Origin of the sequence: Staphylococcus arlettae (assembly GCF_025560845.1) — a bacterium.
Classification (GTDB): Bacteria; Bacillota; Bacilli; order Staphylococcales; family Staphylococcaceae; genus Staphylococcus; species Staphylococcus arlettae.
In genome coordinates, this window is sequence record NZ_CP094803.1 from 1,394,648 (window position 1) to 1,414,318 (window position 19,671).

At 32.4% G+C, this 19,671-nt stretch carries 19 protein-coding genes; all 19 read left to right on the plus strand.

What is annotated here, in order from left to right:
* The first annotated feature begins 188 nt into the window (after positions 1-188).
* The 19 genes from der to MUA37_RS06875 all read left to right on the plus strand — a co-directional run bounded on the left by der (position 189) and on the right by MUA37_RS06875 (position 19,576).
* The gene (gene der / locus MUA37_RS06785; protein ID WP_002511187.1) at positions 189-1,499 is read left to right on the plus strand and encodes a ribosome biogenesis GTPase Der; all 1,311 of its coding nucleotides are present in this window, start codon (positions 189-191) and stop codon (positions 1,497-1,499) included.
* Between the two features lie 17 nt (positions 1,500-1,516).
* The gene (locus tag MUA37_RS06790; protein ID WP_002511186.1) at positions 1,517-2,515 is read left to right on the plus strand and encodes an NAD(P)H-dependent glycerol-3-phosphate dehydrogenase; all 999 of its coding nucleotides are present in this window, start codon (positions 1,517-1,519) and stop codon (positions 2,513-2,515) included.
* A gap of 169 nt (positions 2,516-2,684) precedes the next feature.
* Positions 2,685-2,957 (plus strand): HU family DNA-binding protein, encoded by a 273-nt coding sequence (locus tag MUA37_RS06795; protein WP_002483248.1) that lies wholly within the window; start codon positions 2,685-2,687, stop codon positions 2,955-2,957.
* 293 nt (positions 2,958-3,250) lie between these two features.
* A complete protein-coding gene (locus MUA37_RS06800; protein ID WP_021458769.1) occupies positions 3,251-3,829 on the plus strand; it encodes a heptaprenyl diphosphate synthase component 1 in 579 nt (192 codons plus the stop codon).
* The gene (locus tag MUA37_RS06805; protein ID WP_002511184.1) at positions 3,826-4,527 is read left to right on the plus strand and encodes a demethylmenaquinone methyltransferase; all 702 of its coding nucleotides are present in this window, start codon (positions 3,826-3,828) and stop codon (positions 4,525-4,527) included. The genes MUA37_RS06800 and MUA37_RS06805 overlap by 4 nt, the downstream gene beginning before the upstream one ends.
* A 25-nt stretch (positions 4,528-4,552) precedes the next feature.
* A complete protein-coding gene (locus tag MUA37_RS06810) occupies positions 4,553-5,506 on the plus strand; it encodes a polyprenyl synthetase family protein (protein ID WP_002511183.1) in 954 nt (317 codons plus the stop codon).
* Between the two features lie 137 nt (positions 5,507-5,643).
* Positions 5,644-6,093 carry a nucleoside-diphosphate kinase gene (gene ndk, locus MUA37_RS06815; RefSeq protein WP_002511182.1) on the plus strand — a complete coding sequence of 150 codons (450 nt, stop codon included), beginning with the start codon at positions 5,644-5,646 and terminating at the stop codon, positions 6,091-6,093.
* 231 nt (positions 6,094-6,324) lie between these two features.
* A complete protein-coding gene (gene aroC, locus MUA37_RS06820) occupies positions 6,325-7,491 on the plus strand; it encodes a chorismate synthase (protein WP_002511181.1) in 1,167 nt (388 codons plus the stop codon).
* A 61-nt stretch (positions 7,492-7,552) separates the two neighbouring features.
* Positions 7,553-8,620 carry a 3-dehydroquinate synthase gene (aroB, locus tag MUA37_RS06825; RefSeq protein WP_002511180.1) on the plus strand — a complete coding sequence of 356 codons (1,068 nt, stop codon included), beginning with the start codon at positions 7,553-7,555 and terminating at the stop codon, positions 8,618-8,620.
* A 9-nt stretch (positions 8,621-8,629) separates the two neighbouring features.
* Positions 8,630-9,928, plus strand: coding sequence for a 3-phosphoshikimate 1-carboxyvinyltransferase (aroA, locus tag MUA37_RS06830; RefSeq protein WP_002511179.1), 1,299 nt, complete (start codon positions 8,630-8,632; stop codon positions 9,926-9,928).
* A gap of 5 nt (positions 9,929-9,933) precedes the next feature.
* A complete protein-coding gene (locus MUA37_RS06835; protein ID WP_021458773.1) occupies positions 9,934-11,175 on the plus strand; it encodes a tol-pal system YbgF family protein in 1,242 nt (413 codons plus the stop codon).
* Positions 11,176-11,189: 14 nt separating this feature from the next.
* Positions 11,190-11,750, plus strand: a complete 561-nt coding sequence (locus tag MUA37_RS06840) for a YpiB family protein (RefSeq protein ID WP_002511178.1) — start codon at positions 11,190-11,192, stop codon at positions 11,748-11,750.
* A gap of 4 nt (positions 11,751-11,754) precedes the next feature.
* On the plus strand, positions 11,755-12,351 hold the full coding sequence (locus MUA37_RS06845; RefSeq protein WP_002511177.1) for a DUF1405 domain-containing protein: 597 nt from the start codon (positions 11,755-11,757) through the stop codon (positions 12,349-12,351).
* Between the two features lie 38 nt (positions 12,352-12,389).
* Positions 12,390-13,085 carry a zinc metallopeptidase gene (locus MUA37_RS06850; protein ID WP_002511176.1) on the plus strand — a complete coding sequence of 232 codons (696 nt, stop codon included), beginning with the start codon at positions 12,390-12,392 and terminating at the stop codon, positions 13,083-13,085.
* Positions 13,086-13,250: 165 nt separating this feature from the next.
* Positions 13,251-13,562, plus strand: a complete 312-nt coding sequence (locus MUA37_RS06855; protein WP_002511175.1) for a nucleotide pyrophosphohydrolase — start codon at positions 13,251-13,253, stop codon at positions 13,560-13,562.
* Between the two features lie 21 nt (positions 13,563-13,583).
* On the plus strand, positions 13,584-14,714 hold the full coding sequence (gene bshA, locus MUA37_RS06860) for an N-acetyl-alpha-D-glucosaminyl L-malate synthase BshA (protein ID WP_002511174.1): 1,131 nt from the start codon (positions 13,584-13,586) through the stop codon (positions 14,712-14,714).
* Positions 14,707-15,903 (plus strand): CCA tRNA nucleotidyltransferase, encoded by a 1,197-nt coding sequence (locus MUA37_RS06865; RefSeq protein WP_002511173.1) that lies wholly within the window; start codon positions 14,707-14,709, stop codon positions 15,901-15,903. Before bshA ends, MUA37_RS06865 begins: the two co-directional genes overlap by 8 nt.
* Positions 15,896-16,867, plus strand: a complete 972-nt coding sequence (locus MUA37_RS06870; RefSeq protein ID WP_002511172.1) for a biotin--[acetyl-CoA-carboxylase] ligase — start codon at positions 15,896-15,898, stop codon at positions 16,865-16,867. Before MUA37_RS06865 ends, MUA37_RS06870 begins: the two co-directional genes overlap by 8 nt.
* 24 nt (positions 16,868-16,891) lie before the next feature.
* Complete coding sequence (locus MUA37_RS06875) at positions 16,892-19,576, plus strand: helicase C-terminal domain-containing protein (protein ID WP_262624396.1); 2,685 nt, start codon at positions 16,892-16,894, stop codon at positions 19,574-19,576.
* Positions 19,577-19,671: the final 95 nt, after the last annotated feature.

Genomic DNA, 19,671 nt, shown 5'->3' on the forward strand with positions numbered 1-19,671 from the left:
TAATTTCAGAATTTATTAACTTTGTTGATAAAACAATTAATATTAGTAATGTAAGCATATACGTCGTTAAAGGGTATTTATAAAAAACTGCCGAATTAATTTCAGGAAAGTTGTTTCAAAATTTCTTTTTCTTTAGTGATGCCATATGATAGAATTATAGAGATTTAATATAGAGAGGAAGTTAGGTAATGACTAAACCTATAGTAGCAATTGTCGGTAGACCGAATGTCGGTAAATCTACAATTTTTAATAGAGTAGTGGGTGAACGTGTATCTATTGTCGAAGATACTCCAGGTGTTACTCGTGATAGAATTTATTCTACAGGAGAATGGTTAACTCATGACTTCAATATCATTGATACAGGTGGTATTGAAATTGGAGATGCTCCATTCCAAACTCAAATTAGAGCACAAGCAGAAATTGCGATTGATGAAGCAGATGTGATTATTTTCATGGTGAATATTCGCGAAGGTTTAACACAAAGTGATGAAATAGTCGCACAATTATTATATAAATCCAAAAAACCAGTAGTATTAGCAGTCAACAAAGTTGATAATCCGGAAATGCGCAACGAAATTTATGACTTTTATGCATTAGGTTTTGGTGAACCTTATCCAATTTCTGGTTCACATGGCTTAGGATTAGGTGATTTATTAGATGCTGTTGTTACACATTTTAAAGAAGATGTGGAAGATCCTTATGATGAGGATACAATTCGTCTTTCTATAATTGGTAGACCGAATGTCGGTAAATCTAGTTTAGTTAATGCAATTTTAGGTGAAGATCGTGTTATTGTGTCGAATGTTGCTGGTACAACACGTGATGCGGTTGATACAGAATATTCATATGATGATCAAAATTTTGTCCTTATAGATACTGCTGGTATGCGTAAAAAAGGAAAAGTCTATGAATCCACAGAAAAATATTCTGTCTTACGTGCTTTAAAAGCAATAGAACGCTCAAATGTTGTACTCGTAGTCATAGATGCTGAGCAAGGTATTATAGAACAAGATAAACGTGTCGCAGGTTATGCGCACGAAGAAGGAAAAGCCATTGTCATCGTTGTCAATAAGTGGGACACTGTTGATAAAGAAACGAATACAATGAAAAAATTTAAAGATGAAGTGCGAAAAGAGTTTCAATTCTTAGATTATGCCGAAATCGCGTTCGTCTCTGCAAAAGAACGCCAGCGATTAAAAACGTTATTCCCATATATCAAAGAAGCAAGTGAAAATCATAAAAAACGTGTCAAAAGTTCAACACTTAATGAAGTGGTTACAGATGCAATTTCTATGAATCCTACTCCAACCGATAAAGGACGTAGATTAAATGTATTTTATGCTACTCAAGTAGCTATAGAGCCGCCAACTTTTATTATTTTTGTTAACGATGTAGAATTAATGCATTTTTCGTATAAACGTTATTTAGAAAATCAAATTCGTGATGCATTTGGTTTTGAGGGCACACCAGTGCACATCTTACCTAGAAAAAGAAATTAAATCGGGGGGATTTACTTATGGTACAAGTTACCGTATATGGAACTGGAAGTTTTGGTACTGCATTAGCTAACGTTTTAGCTGAAAATGGACATGATGTCTTAATGTGGGGAAAAAATAATGAAACAATTGAACAAATAAATTCGCAACATGTAAATACCAAATATTTAAAAAATGCAGAATTAAACCACCAAATAAAAGCAACTAACGATCTAACGCAAGCAGTTACATTTGCAGACGTATATTTAATTGCCCTACCTACTAAAGCAATTAGAGAGGTTTTAGGACAAATCGATGCGTTAATCACTAATAAGAAGATTTTTATCCATGTTGCTAAAGGGATTGAAAACAATACCTTTAAACGTGTTTCAGAAATGATAGAAGATACAATTTCGTCAGAACATAATGATGGCATTGGCGTTTTATCTGGACCTAGCCATGCCGAAGAAGTTGTCATCAAACAACCAACTACAGTAGCAGCTTCTTCCAATAGTGAAACTATTAGTAAATTAATTCAAGATTTATTTATGAATGATTATTTACGTGTGTATACAAATAGTGATTTAATCGGTGTAGAACTCGGTGGCGCCTTAAAAAATGTCATTGCTGTTGCCAGTGGCGTAATAGCAGGTATGGGCTTTGGTGACAATGCCAAAGCAGCTCTTATGACTCGTGGTCTCGCAGAAATTAGTCGATTAGGCGAAACATTAGGTGCAGACCCAATGACTTTTTTAGGTTTAGGTGGCATTGGTGATTTAATAGTTACATGTACATCTACCCATTCAAGAAACTATACTTTAGGTTATAAACTAGGCGAAGGTAAATCTTTAGATACAGCACTTGATGAAATGAATATGGTAGTAGAAGGTGTCTATACAACAAAATCTGTTTATCAATTATCTAAAAAGTATAATGTCGACATGCCTATTACCGAAGCTTTATACAATGTGTTGTTTGAAAATACACCTGTTGAAGAAAGTGTTAAGTACTTAATGGAGCGTGGAAAAAAAGCCGAATAACGAAGTAATTTTACACTATTAAGACAATAGATTACTTTTTTAAATAAAAATCCCTTTAATTCAAGCTTTTTCGTATATAAATCATTGCAGTAGCAATATTTGTTGTGTTAAAGTCATAGCATAATGATATTAAGATATCATTATTAACCCTAGGGGAGGTGAATTCGTAATGAACAAAACTGATTTAATCAACGCTGTTGCAGAACAAGCTGATTTAACTAAAAAAGAAGCAGGTTTAGCTGTGGATGCAGTATTCGAATCAATTCAATCATCACTTTCTAAAGGTGAAAAAGTACAATTAATTGGATTCGGTAACTTTGAGGTACGTGAACGTGCTGCACGTAAAGGACGTAACCCTCAAACTGGTAAAGAAATTGATATCCCTGCAAGCAAAGTTCCAGCATTCAAAGCTGGTAAAGCTTTAAAAGACGCAGTAAAATAATTCTTTACTTTACATCAAAGCCCTTTAATAAAGGGGCTTTTTCTTTTTACATAAATTAATACATATAATATAAAATCAATAAATAAAACGTTATTTTTGTCTAAATATATATAAGTTGTTAACATTGATAAGTTAGAAAGTGCATATTGGGCAACCAACTTTTTGTTTAATGTTATAATAGTTAGGCTGACCATATAGAATAAAAAGTTTTCTTAAATACTTTAGTCATCCTTGATTTTAATTTCTATCATATAATGTTACTATGTATATTGATTATAACGTGAGGTGTGAACATGGAATCAACATATACTATATTAAAAAAACAAATTACACAAAGACTTGCTGATGTACCTTTACATCAACCTATACATATTAATCGCGCATTAAGTGACGTACTTGATTCATATGACATACCTGAAAAAGCGAAACTAGCTTGCCTCACTATTGACACAGCAATGTGTCATTTAGATGCCGTTCCAGGTGATCATCTTTCTAAACAATCCATATTAATTGGTGATTTGTTGAGCGCACATTTTTACACGATTTTAGCTGAACTAAACAACCCTAGTTATCAAGCAAAAATTAGCCAAGCAATCGTTGAAGTAAATGAATTGAAATCTTCTATTCACCATAACCAAATAGATAAACAGCAAATAGAAAAAACTATATTGACCATTGAATGTCTGTTTCCTATTGTGACCATTCAACATTATATTGCTGATGTTAATACGATTGATATTCAAGCAAAAATGTTCAATCATGATGATGCACATTTATCATTCTATTTAAGACAATATTCGAAAGAGGAACAAAATACATTTTTCAAGAATATAAAACAAAATTATATTCATAAAAGAGGTAATTTAAAATGACTGAAAACAATGCTAAAAAAGAACAAGTACATACAGTATTCCAAAATATATCAAATAAGTATGATCGTTTAAACAATATCATAAGTTTTGAGCAACATGTTTTATGGCGTAAACATACGATGAAAGAAATGGCTGTAACTAAAGGAGCAAAAGCATTAGATGTTTGCTGTGGCACAGCTGATTGGACAATTGCTTTAAGCAAAGCAGTCGGCACTACTGGTGAAGTTTATGGCGTCGATTTTAGTGAAAATATGCTCGCAGTGGGCGAAGAAAAAACAAAAGATATAGATAACATCACACTTATTCATGGAGATGCTATGGACTTACCGTTTGATACAAATTCATTTGATTACGTAACTATTGGCTTTGGCTTAAGAAACGTTCCAGATTATTTGGCTACATTAAAAGAATTGAATCGAGTACTAAAACCCGGAGGTATGGTGGTTTGTTTAGAAACAAGTCAGCCAACATTACCTGTGTTCAAACAATTTTATAAAATGTATTTCAAATTTGTAATGCCAATTTTTGGTAAAATTTTTGCAAAATCTAAAGATGAATACGAATGGTTACAACAATCTACATTTAATTTCCCAGACAAAGAGAAATTACGTCGTTTATTTAATCAAGCTGGTTTCAGCAATATGAAAGTACGTAGCTATACAGGTGGCGTTGCTGCAATGCACCTTGGCTATAAATAATACGAAACAACCAAAGGTGATTAGCGTGGCAAAGTTAAATATGAACAGTGAAATAAAGAAAATTGAACAACGATTACAACTAGCAATCACTAGTAAAGACAAAGTACTCGAAAATGCTGCTTTCCATTTATTGTCTTCTGGGGGTAAACGTGTTAGACCTGCATTTGTTATCTTAAGTAGCCAGTTTGGTGAAGATAGAACTGAGTACACCTACAGAGTTGCAGTAGCGTTGGAACTTATTCACATGGCAACACTAGTCCATGATGATGTAATTGATAAAAGTGATAAACGACGCGGCAGACCTACAATTTCTAAAAAATGGGACCAAAACACAGCAATTTTAACCGGGAATTTTTTGTTAGCACTTGCTTTGGATTATATTTCGTATATTCCTGATAATCATGTACACGCTGTTATCTCTAATGCGATTATAGATGTTTGTAAAGGGGAACTCTTTCAATTTCGAGATCAATTTAATGCGCAACAATCCATAACTAACTATTTACGCCGTATCAATAGAAAAACAGCTCTTTTGATTCAATTATCAACTGAAGTCGGTGCCATTTCTTCTGGAGCAGACGAAGAAACTGTGCGTAAATTAAAGATGATTGGTCATTATATTGGTATGAGTTTCCAAATTGTAGACGACATATTAGATTTTACTAGTACAGAAAAACAATTAGGAAAACCAGTAGGTAGTGATTTGATGAATGGCCATCTCACATTACCAGTTTTACTTGAGATGCGCAGTAACCCAATGTTTAAAGCAAAAATTGAAGCGTTACATAGTGATAGTCCAAGAATAGCTTTTGACGAATGTGTCTCAATTATAAGACACTCTGACAGTATTAAAGTGGCTCAAAACATTAGTGATCAATACTTAAATAAAGCACTAACACTTATTGAGTCCTTACAAAATAAAGAAGCTAAAAGTTTATTTAAAAAATTGATACAAAAAATGAGTAAAAGAAGTATGTAAGTTATGTAAAAACATTGAAAGCGCTTTTACATCCTGTTATTATAGTGTTATGCTGATTATATATCGTATAACATAATTCATGCGGTTAATTTAACAATTATTCAGCGTGATACATAACACAGGGGGATTTACGCACAATGGAAAGAACATTCTTAATGATTAAACCGGACGCGGTACAACGTAATTTAATTGGTGAGATTATTACTCGCCTTGAAAATAAAGGACTTAAATTAGTAGGGGCTAAGTTAATGTCAGTACCAAAATCTTTAGCCGAAACACATTACTCTGAACATGTTGATAAACCATTTTATGGGAGTTTAGTATCGTTTATTACATCTGCGCCAGTATTTGCGATGGTTGTTGAAGGTGAAGATGTTGTAAGTGTATCACGACATATCATTGGTACTACAAACCCAACTGAAGCGGCACCTGGAACAATTAGAGGAGATTTAGGCTTAACAGTAGGTAGAAATATTATCCATGGTTCTGACTCAGTTGAGTCTGCTAAAAGAGAAATTAGTTTATGGTTCAATGAAGACGAGTTGACAGATTATCAACAAACACGTGAACCGTGGATTTATGAATAATATAAATAATTAGTATAAAGGCAGGAATACAATTCAGTATTCTCGCCTTTATTTTTTATGCCTAAAACAGTAATATCATATCCGTTTTATAGCTTTCAATGTTACACTGGAACTAAAATAATCATATCGAGCTAATTATTTATTAAATTTTCTGTTAATATGATTATCTGAATATGGTAAGATAGAAAACATATCATTAATTTAAAGTATTAAAGAACGGAGTGTGCATATATGAGATATTTAACATCAGGCGAATCACATGGCCCACAATTAACGGTGATTATTGAAGGAGTACCTGCTAATTTAACAATTAATGTTGAAGATATAAACGAACAAATGTTTAAACGCCAAGGTGGTTATGGTAGAGGACGTAGAATGCAAATTGAAAAAGATACGGTTGAAATCGTTTCTGGTGTTCGTAATGGTTATACATTAGGGAGCCCTATCACTCTAATCGTCAAAAACGACGATTTTACACATTGGAAAAATATCATGGGTGCAGATCCAATAAGCGAAGAACAGCAAGAAAATATGAAACGTGTTATCACTAAACCTCGTCCGGGGCACGCTGATTTAGTAGGAGGTATGAAGTATAACCACCGCGATTTACGTAATGTGTTAGAACGTTCTTCTGCACGAGAAACTGCAGCACGAGTAGCTGTAGGTGCAGTTTCTAAAATTCTTTTAAAACAATTAAATATTGATTTCTATAGTCGTGTAGTTGAAATTGGTGGCGTTAAAGACCAAGGTCTTTATGACTTAGAAACAATTAAATCTAACGTTGATAAAAATGATGTACGTGTAATCGATGAAAGTATTGCTCAGTCTATGAGAGATAAAATTGATGAAGCGAAAAAAGCAGGAGATACCTTAGGTGGTGTAGTACAAGTTATTGTAGATGGATTACCTGTTGGTATTGGAAGCTATGTACACTATGATCGTAAATTAGATGGCAAAATTGCCCAAGGCGTCGTGAGTATCAATGCATTTAAAGGTGTAAGTTTTGGCGAAGGTTTTGATGCTGCTGAAAAACCAGGCAGTCAAATTCAAGATGAGATATTATATGATGAAACAAATGGATACCACAGAGGCTCTAATCATTTAGGTGGATTAGAAGGGGGCATGTCTAACGGAATGCCTATTATCGTTAACGGTGTAATGAAACCTATTCCTACGTTATACAAACCTTTAAACTCAGTAGATATTAATACTAAAGAGTCTTTCAAAGCTTCTATCGAACGTTCAGACAGTTCAGCTGTACCAGCAGCAAGTGTAGTGGTTGAAAATGTTGTTGCTTTTGAAGTTGCAAAAGCACTATTAGAGGAATTCCAATCTAATCACATTGAGCAATTACAAGCACAAGTTGAAGAACGTCGCGCTTTAAATATCGAATATTAATCACCAAATATTTAACACGCAATTTAATTTTCAAATATCGATTTATAAGATAGGTGAGACTATGAAATTAGAAACAACATATCAATCCAATAATTATCCAATAATTGTTGAGTATAATGCTATACAGCAATTACATCCATTTGTGCAATCCTACAAAGATATTGTGCTCGTAGTTGATGCTAAAGTAGAAGAACAATGGGGCGAGACTTTGGATTTCATTACCTCTGAATATGACGCGCACAAACTTGTTATACCTTCAGGGGAAGCTACGAAAACATTAGCATATTATAATGAAATAATAGAGGAATTACTAAGTAAAAATCTAACACGTAATACTTGTTTACTTGCAGTAGGTGGTGGTGCAACAGGTGATTTCACAGGTTTTCTAGCTGCTACATTATTGCGTGGCGTGGATTTCATACAAATCCCAACTACAATTCTAGCGCATGATTCAAGTGTCGGTGGAAAAGTAGGAATTAATTCTAAACATGGTAAAAATTTAATAGGTGCTTTCTACAGACCTAAAGCTGTTATCTATGACTTAAACTTTTTATCAACATTACCGTATAGTGAAATTATTAGTGGTTATGCTGAAGTTTATAAACATGCGCTTTTAAATGATAGTCATGCTGTCCAAACTATAGAACAGCAGTACAACTCAAGACAACGTTTAAGTGACTTAGTAGATATCGAAACTTATATTTACAATGGAATTAATACAAAATTAAATATCATTATTCAAGATGAGAAAGAAAATAATGTCCGTAAACATTTAAATTTAGGTCATACTTTTGGTCATGCAGTAGAATATAAATTCAAAATTCCACACGGTCACGCTATTATGATTGGCTTAATATATCAATTTATAGTATCTAATATTAATTTGAATACAACTTTTGATATTCAACGGTTTATTAATTATCTTCATATTTTAGATTATCCTTTAACATTAATAAGTGACTTTGATTTTGACTCACTATATCAATTGATGTTAAGTGATAAAAAAAATGACGATGCCGGAGTACAAATGGTTTTATTACAAAACTATGGACAACCAATTGTTCAACACGTAGACAAAACCGTTCTCAAACAAGCATTTCACGAATTACAAACATATTTTAAAAAGTAGGTGACCCATTTGAGTAATAAAGAAATAATTGATGTCAATGGCCCTTTAATAGGCGAAATTGAAGTGCCAGGTGACAAATCCATGACACATCGCGGTATCATCTTAGGTTCTCTAGCAAGTGGAACTTCACGCATCTATAAACCTTTATTGGGTGAAGACTGCTTACGAACAGTTGAAATATTCCGTCGCTTAGGTGTTGATATTACTGTTAGTGCAGAAGTCATAACGATAAATTCTCCAGGTTATAAACATTTTGTCACACCACACCAAGTCTTATATACAGGTAATTCTGGAACAACGACAAGATTGGTGGCAGGTTTGTTGTGTGGATTAGGTATAGAAACTGTAATTTCAGGTGACACATCTATAGGTAAGAGACCAATGGATCGTATCATGAAACCATTAAAAATGATGGGAGCAAATATTTCAGGTATTAACGATAATTACACGCCTTTAATTATCAAGCCTGCAACAATAACTGGTATTGATTTCCAAATGGAAGTAGCAAGTGCTCAAGTAAAAAGTGCTATTTTATTTGCAAGTTTGTTTGCAGACAGTGAAACAACGATAAACGAAATCGATGTAACACGTAACCATACAGAAACAATGTTCCACCATTTTGGCATACCTATTGAAACACAAGTGACAAAAATTAATATCAAACCACATGCTATTGATCATATACAGCCTGCAGATTTCCATGTACCAGGAGATATTTCTTCAGCAGCTTACTTTATAGTTGCAGGATTAATTACCCCAGGCAGTGATATTACAATTCATAATGTTGGCATAAACGATACTCGTTCAGGTATCATTGATATCGTACAAAAAATGGAAGGCAACATTACTTTGTTTAACAAAACTGATGGGGCAGAACCAACTGCATCAATTCGAGTACAATATACACCTAACTTGAAAGGTGTGCATATCGAAGGTGATTTAGTACCTAAAGCTATTGATGAAATGCCAATCATTGCTTTATTATGTACACAAGCTAACAGTTCAAGTGTGATTAAAGATGCCGAAGAGTTAAAAGTCAAAGAAACCAATCGTATCGACACAACAGCAAATATGTTAAACTTGTTAGGTTTCATGTTACAACCTACAAATGATGGTATGATTATACATCCATCTCAGTTAGAACAAACAGCAACAGTCGATAGTTTTACCGATCACCGAATAGGTATGATGTTGGCCATTGCGTCATTACTTACAACTGAAACATTGCCAATAAATCAATTTGATGCAGTTAATGTTTCTTTCCCAGGATTCTTGCCGAAGTTAAAACAATTAGAAAACGAGGGATAATTAAGATGCAAGATATCTATAAGCTTATTGATGATATCAACTTACAAAAATTAGACAATTTAGAAACACGTGTGAATGATGCACTGAGTTCACCAAATGACGATGCATTATTCATCTTAGGCGAAACTTTATTCAATTTTGGTTTAACACCACAAGCCGTTGAAGTCTTTCGTACTTTGTATCATAAATACCCTGATGAAAGTGAATTACTAATTTATTTAATTGATTGTTTAATCGCAGAAAACCAAACTGACGAAGCGCTTGAATATTTAAGTGAAGTAGGTGTATCTACTGAACGCTTAATGTTAGAAGCGGATTTATATCAACAACTAAACATGTTAGAGGTTGCGATAGATAAACTAACAGAAGCGATTGATTTAGAGCCTAATGATCCTATTATCCATTTTGCTTTAGCAGAACTTCTTTATTTTGATGGCCAATACTTACGTGCTACAGCAGAATATGAAACAGTTCTTGAAACTGGTGAATACGAAATTAATGGTGTTAATTTATTTTCACGCTTAGCTGACTGTAGTTTACAAAGTGGAAACTACAGCGACGCCATCAAAATGTTTGATGAAATGAATGAAGACGAAATGAATTCTGAAGACTTCTTTAAAAAAGCGATTGCTTATGAAAAAAATGATTTAACTCAAGAAGCTATAAAATTGGTACAATCATTACTTTCTAAAGACCCTGATTATTTACAAGGCTACTTTTACTTACAACAATTATATGAACAAGAAAAAAATTATCCAGATGCCATTGAAATTGGTAAAGAAGGGTTACGATTAAGTCAATTTTATAAAGAACTGATGGTTTCAACAGGTACAATTGCGCTTGAACACGGAGATGCAAATGAAGGCGTTGAATTATTACTACAAGCATTAGATGTAGATAATGCCTACCAAGAACCATTGTTAATTTTAAGCGACTTATATCGCAACGAAGAAGATTACGAATCCCTTATTGGGTTGATACAATACGTTGATGAAGAAGATATGGACCCAGTATTTATGTGGCATCTTGCACATGCGTTAGGTAAAGAAGAACGAGATAAAGAAGCTCAACATTTCTTTGCATTAGCATATCCAACTTTAAAAACACAAGTAGACTTTTTAAGTGACTATTATTTTTATTTAATTGAAATCGGCGATATAACTACTGCGAAACAATTACTATTACAGTTAGTTGAATTAGAGCCAAGTAATGATACGTGGCAGGATGAATTAGACAGAATTCAATAAATGAGGTGATTAAAATGACAGACAATTTAAATCAATTGAAAATAGACTTTATTGAATATTTACTATTTCAATATGAGTTTAAATCAAGAATCAGTGTCTGGACTTTAAATTATCTTAAAAGCTCTTTACAACAAGCAGAACGTATTCATTTTGTAGATTCAATCGTAAACAACCACGTTACATTAACACTAGCTACCATTCAATCTAATTCAAACGCCATTACATTACAAACGAATACCCAATTGTACAAAAATAGCAATGAAATTTTTAATTTCATTGCTAATTCTTCGTTTGCAATTGATATTAAAATAGATTTTGGTACGCAATTACGTAGAGAACGTCGTTTAGATGAATTACTGGTAGCGCAATTATTACAATCTCCATACTACATTACCTATTTCAATGATATATATACAATTCCTTTATCAAAGCATAAAGAAAATACGATTATAGCCAATTTGCAAGAAAATATTGATTTAAGTTTGCAAATGAATGATAAAGATCTTTTTTACCAACTAACTCAAATTTTAAATATTTTCAAACATAGAAATCATAATTCAACAATGAGGGATTGATAAGATGCCAATTAATTCACTATTAAATTTAATTACTTACAATAAAAAAATGCTATGGTTAATATTGCTATGTAACATATTAGGTACTTTGTATGGATATATATGGTACGGGGGACAACTAAGTGTAACTGATTGGCAATATAAAATATTTGTTCCTGATAGTCCTACCGCTTCACTTTTTCTTTGTATAGTATTGATTGCTTATTTATTTGATAAAAATCTACCTATTATTGAAGCATTAGCCTTTGTCACACTTATCAAATATGGTATTTGGGCTGTTATAATGAATATCATTATGTTTATTCAATACGATAATATAACTATAGTCGGATGTATGTTAATAATGTCTCATGGTATTATGGCATTAGAAGCTTTCTTATTTTATCGCCGTTTTAAAATTACACTAGTCGGTTTTATTGTTGCTATGATTTGGGCGTTTCACAATGATATTATTGACTATGTCTTTATGCAGTATCCATATTATGATTTTATTGAGTCTCATTTAGCAAGTGTAGCCTATCTTGCTTTTTGGTTATCGGTAATTCCATTACTATTGTATTTGATACGCTTGAAGCAATGTAAAACATTTGACCATTCTTAACGTTCACAGTAAAATGATAAACAAAGGAGTGAATTTTCTTGTCTTTTATTTATATGATAATATATTTTGTTATTTTGATGGTGTTACCACTTTGGGCACAGCATAAAGTAAAATCAAATTATGAAAAATATTCACAAGTAAGATCTACAAGTGGTAAAACTGGTCAGGAAGTTGCATTAGAAATATTACATGCGAACGGTATTTACGATGTTGATGTAGTAGAAGGACAAGGCTTTTTAACTGATCATTATGATCCACGTAAAAAAGTCGTCGTGCTTTCACCAGCTAACTTCAGCAGACCTTCAGTTGCAGGAACTGCAATTGCAGCCCATGAAATTGGACATGCAATCCAGCACGCGCAAGGCTATTTCTTCTTAAGATTTAGAACTGCTTTAGTGCCACTTGCTAATATTGGGAGTTCTATAGGGTATTTAGCTGTTTTTGCAGGTATTATTTTGACAAGTCTGCAAAGTACCTTAGGTTCAACAGCATTATGGATAGGTATTGCATTAATGTCATTCGCAGTTCTCTTTTCTATTATTACGTTACCAGTTGAGTTTAACGCTAGTAAACGAGCTATGCAGCAAATTCAACAATTAGATGTTGTAAATGAAAAAGAATATAAGCATGCCAAAAAAGTATTAACAGCTGCTGCTATGACTTACGTAGCATCTACTGCTGTTGCATTAGCAGAACTTGCTAGATTTATTTTAATTGCACGTTCAAGCGACTAATAATAATATTAAACACCTTTTCGTCAAGAAAAGGTGTTTTCTTATGTCCAATTTTCTTTCTTACTATATAGTTACTAATTACAATAAAGAACATTGCAACATTAATGCATGGCTGTATATTTTAGTCTATACTATATAAGAAATGATTTAAAAGGAGCGATTAATATGAAAACTATGAACACGATGCAACAAGAAGTCGATACCTATATAAGTCAATTTAAAACAGGATATTTTTCTCCATTAGCCAATTTAGCTCGTTTAACTGAAGAAGTAGGAGAATTATCTCGTGAAATTAATCATCTATACGGAGAAAAGAAAAAGAAAGATAGTGAAGCAGATAATACAATTAAAGCAGAATTAGGTGACAACCTATTCGTATTGCTATGTATTGCTAATTCATTAGATATAGATATGACTGAAAGTTTTAATGAAACATTAGATAAATATAATGGTCGAGATAAAAATAGATTTGAATAATAGAAAGGGTGAATCATCCTAATGAAAATTGGAATTACATGTTATCCATCAATGGGAGGCTCAGGCATCATTGCTACAGAACTTGGTATTATGTTAGCTGAACGTGGTCACGATATCCATTTTATTACTTCAAATATACCATTTCGAATACGTAAACCATTACCAAACATTACATTTCATCAAGTAGAAGTTAATCAATATGCCGTTTTTCAATATGCACCCTATGATATTACTTTAAGTACGAAAATAGCAGAAGTCATTAATGAATATGATTTAGACATTTTACATATGCATTATGCAGTACCGCATGCTGTATGTGGTATCTTAGCAAAACAAATGTCAGGTAAAGATATTAAAATAATGACTACACTGCACGGTACTGATATTACGGTACTTGGCTATGATCATACGTTAAAAAATGCAATCAAGTTTGGTATAGAAGGTAGTGACCTAGTAACGAGTGTGAGTCAATCTTTAGCCAAACAAACTCAAGATATTATTAATACTAATAAACCCATTGTGCCAATCTATAACTTTGTACGTGAACAGGAGTTTCCTACAAAAAGAGATAATCAACTGAAATCCGCTTATGGTATTGCAGATCATGAAAAAGTTATTATTCATGTGTCAAATTTCAGAGCAGTCAAACGGATAGATACTATTATAGAAACGTTCACCAAAATTCATGCTCAACTACCATCAAAATTACTTTTATTAGGCGATGGGCCTGAATTAATGGATATGAAGCAAAAAGCAAAAAGTTTAGGCGTTGAAGATCATGTGCTCTTCTTAGGAAAACAAGATTGGGTCAGTGAATTTTACCAAATGTCGGATTTAGTATTATTGCTCAGTGAGAAAGAAAGTTTCGGTTTAACACTATTAGAAGCAATGAAATCCGGAGTTGTACCAATTGGCTCCAATGCTGGTGGTATAAAAGAAGTCATAAAACATGATGAAACTGGTTTTATTGTAGATGTTGGAGATAGTGATACAGCAAGTGAATACGCCTTGCAATTACTAACAGATCAAAACTTATACAATAAGATGCAAACTGCCATGTTAGCAGATATTGACGCTCGTTTTGCATCCAATTTAATTACAGATCAATATGAAAGCTACTACAAAAAAATGTTAGAGGGAAATCATGAGTAACTTATTATTTGAACAAGCCAAACCCATTCTTCAACATATTAAATCTCAAGGCTACGAAGCTTATTTTGTAGGTGGATCCGTGCGTGATTATTTAATGAACAAAGATATCCATGATATAGATATTACTACAAGTGCGACGCCTGATGAGATCGAATCTATTTTTAGTAAAACTATTCCTATAGGTAAAGCACATGGCACAATTAATGTATTGTATCAGGATGAAGCCTATGAAATAACGACGTTTCGTACTGAAGGTGACTATGATGATCATCGTCGTCCTAATGATGTTGCCTTTGTTCGTGATTTATATGAAGATGTTAAACGTAGAGACTTTACTATGAATGCAATAGCTATGGATGAAAATTATCATGTTATTGATTATTTTCATGGGCAGCAAGATATTGCAGAGCGTATTATTACAACGGTAGGTGAAGCGAGCGAGCGTTTTGAAGAAGATGCTTTACGTATTATTAGAGGATTACGTTTTCAAGCACAGTTAGCATTTCATATTGAAACAAACACATATCGAGCGATGCAACAGCAAATGAGTCACATTTCCTTTTTATCTATTGAACGTATTGTAGTAGAATTAAAAAAACTTGTGCAAGGTCAACACGTTTCAGTAAGCTTTGAAAATATGAAACAACTAAAGGCTTTTACGTATATTCCATTTTTCCAACAATCAAATATGGACTCTATTACAATAACAGAGCCTATATCTTTTAACTTATTTATCGCGATAATCCAAGTTAAACAATCTACAGAACTGTCGTTAGCACAATTAAAAATTAGTAATCAAGAAAAACATACGATTCACGCTCTTAGCCAGTTAATGTCAGAAATAGGTGAATTACAAAGTAAAGCTACATTAAAACGTATCGTCTATGATTATGACATGAAATTATTATTAGAATTAGTAACACATAGAACACTACTTGAAGCGAATCAAATTAAGTTACCTTCGCCACTTATATTTAATAAAGCCACATTAGCTGAAACTGCTAAACAATTGCCAATTGATACACGTAAAGCACTTGCAGTTACTGGCAAAGATCTATTAGCACATTTACAACAACCTAGTGGTCCATGGATGAAAGATATATTAAGAAAGATAGAACTCGCTGTGATACAAGGTGAAGTGAGTAATTGCAAAACTGAAATTTTAGAATGGGTGGATAATAATGTCTAAATATAGCAAAGATGTGATACAAATTTTATATCAACATCACTTAGATTATGTTTCAGGTCAATACATTGCCGAACAATTAAAAATTTCACGTACTTCAGTGAAAAAAATAATGGATCAATTGAAAACTGAAGGTTGTGAAATTGAATCTGTAAACCATAAAGGTCATCGCTTAATAAATCTACCAGACAAATGGTATAGTGGACTTGTATTACCAATTATCGAAGCACAGCAACTATTTGATCATGTAGCGGTTTATGATTCCTTACCTTCAACACAATTAGAAGCGAAACAACAATTAGTAGGGAATAAAGATACCTTTTTAATACTCAGTGATGAGCAAACACAAGGGACAGGTAGGTTTAATCGGCCATGGAATTCTGCAAAACATAAAGGTTTATGGATGTCTGTCGTTTTGAGACCAAATGTCCCGTTTAGTATGATAACTACATTTAATTTGTTTATCGCTTTAGGCATACGTGATGCGATTCAACAATTTAGCAATGAAAAGGTATCAGTGAAGTGGCCCAATGATATTTATATTAAAGACAAAAAAGTATGTGGCTTTTTGACCGAAATGGTAGCGAATAGTGATGGTATTGAAGCGGTTATTTGTGGTATTGGCATCAACATGCACCATGACCACAACGATTTCACTGGTGAGTTAGCAGACAAAGCTACCAGTATCTGTATGCACACAAATGAACAACTTAATCGCTATTACTTTTTACAATCACTAATTAAAAATATAGAATATCGCTACAATCAATTTATTAATAATTCTTTTGACACTATTCGTGATGAGTATATTGCTGCATCGAATATTTGGCATAAACGTTTACGTTTTACAGAAAATAAAGAACAGTTTTATGGTGAAGTAATAGATATTGATAATAATGGCTTTTTACTAGTAACAGATGAAAACAATCAAACGAGAAAATTAATGAGCGCAGACATTGACTTTTAATATCTAAGAAAGGAGGATAACACTATGACTCAACCATGTTATGCAGTTGTGGATTTAGAAACAACAGGTAACCAATTAGATTTTGATGAAATTATACAAATAGGTATTACTTTTGTTCGTGAAAATAAAATAATTGGTACGTATCACTCTATGATAAAAACAGATTTAGATATTCCTCCATTCATTCAGGCACTTACTTCTATTGAAGAAGATATGCTAAGTCAGGCACCTTATTTTCATCAAATCGCACATGATATATACAACCAATTAAAAGATTGTATTTTTGTAGCACATAATGTTGCGTTTGATTTAAACTTTATCAAAAAATCATTCAAATCATGTGGTATAAAATTCAAACCTCGTAAAGTTATGGATACACTAGAGTTATTTAAAGTAGCTTTTCCGACAGATAAAAGCTACCAGCTAAGTGAACTTGCAGAAGCACATAATATACCTTTAAATAATGCGCATCGCGCAGATGAAGACGCTACAACAACAGCTAAATTAATGATTGTAGCATTTAAAAAGTTTGAGCAATTACCATTAGATACTTTAAAGCAATTATATTACTTAAGTAAAAATCTAAAGTACGATTTATTTGATATCTTATTTGAAATGGTCAGACTACATAATCAAACAGAAATTCCTAAAGACTTTGAACGTTTTGAACAAATCATTTATAAAAAGCAAAAAGACTTTAAAGCACCATCGTTGAATTATTCTGGCACATTAAAAACGTTGTATTCTGACATTACTGCTAAATTAAACTTAACTTATAGACCGCAACAACTTTATTTAGCTGAAATAATTTTGGAACAATTAATGCAAAGTGAAAAGGCAATGATTGAAGCACCTTTAGGTAGTGGTAAATCTATAGCATACTTACTCGCTGCACTAATGTACAATATTGAAACAGGAAAACACGTTATGATTTCCACTAACACCAAACTGTTACAAAACCAATTATTAGAAAAAGATATACCTATGTTAAAGCGTGCTTTAAATTATAAAATCAATGCTACATTAATTAAAAGTAAACGCGACTATATTTCATTAGGTCTAATTAGTCAAATTTTAAAAGACGAGTCTAATAATTATGAAGTCAACATCTTGAAGATGCAATTACTTATCTGGGTGACAACTACAAATACAGGTGATATACAAGAGTTGAACTTAAAAGGCGGACAAAAGATGTACTTTGAACAAAAGTTAGAAACTTATGTTCCAGTACGAGGAGATGTGCATTATTACAACTTTATAAAACGTAATGCACACAATATTCAAATTGGTATTACCAATCACGCACATCTTATACATTCAGCACAAGATAATTCAATTTATCAACTTTTTGATGATTGTATTATCGATGAAGCACATCGCTTGCCTGATTATGCGTTAAATCAAGTAACCAATGAGCTAAATTACGCTGATATTAAATATCAACTAGGTCTGATTGGTAAAACTGAAAATGATAAATTACTAAAATCAATAGACCACTTAGAACAACAACGTATTTTAGAAAAATTAGATATCCCACCTATAGATGTCTTTGGTTTAAAAACATCAATAAACGAAATACATGAGTTGAACGAGCAGTTGTTCACTACTATTTTTGACATTATTAAAGCTTCAGATATCTACGATGACGAAATGCATAAACTACATTTTGTTTATCATTTTGACCATGAACCAATTTTACGTGCATTACATGCCATAACGCATAAATTAAATATGACATTAGAATATTTTAATGGTATGAGTCACAAAGTTATTAAATCTGTACGCAAGCAATTGTTGTATATTAATGATCAATTTCGAGCTATTGAAAACAGTTTAAAACATGGACACACAAGTTATTTATCAATTAAAAATATTAATCAAAAATCAACTATTAAACTTAATGTTAAAGACTATAACGTTAAAGATGTTCTTACAAAACAAGTATTACAAAAATTCAACTCGTTAACGTTTATTTCAGGAACTTTGACTTTTAATCATTCGTTTAACCACTTCAAAAATTGGTTTAATGAGGATGTTGACTTTAATACTTACGAAATAGATAATCAAGTCTATTCTGCCAACAAGACAACTGTGTTTATGCCAAATGATGTCGTATCTTATAATTATAAAAATATAGATGATTACGTGGCTTCTATTATTAGCTATGTTGCTGAATATGTCTCTATAGTAGGGTCTAAATGTTTGATACTATTTACGAGTTATAAAATGATGCACATGGTTCAAGAATTACTAAACGAACTACCTAAATTTGACGATTATGTCATTTTAACGCAACAGCAAAATCAAAATTACAAAATTGTACAACAATTTAATAACTTTAATAAAGCTATACTATTAGGTACTGGAACGTTTTTTGAAGGTTTTGATTTCCAATCTGACGGCATCAAATGTGTCATGATTGCTAAGCTTCCATTTATGAATCAAAATAATACCAAATTTTGGCTAATGGAATCTGAATTCTCATCAACTTTCAAAGACTATATTTTACCAGATGCTGTAACTAGATTTAGACAAGGTATTGGACGTTTAATACGTAATGAACATGATAAAGGTATTTTGGTTTCGTTTGATGATCGCTTAATAAATAGCAGCTATAAACAATTCTTTGAACAATCATTAGAAAACTATCAACAACGCAAAGGTGATATTAAACAATTTCGTAATGTCTTAAAACACCTAAAACGTTAAAAGTTTGTATAATTCCTAAGTTAGTAACTAGAAGTTAACTATCGATTTTGTTAAAATATATAAGGATAAATGAAATACAAATTAGGAGACTGGTT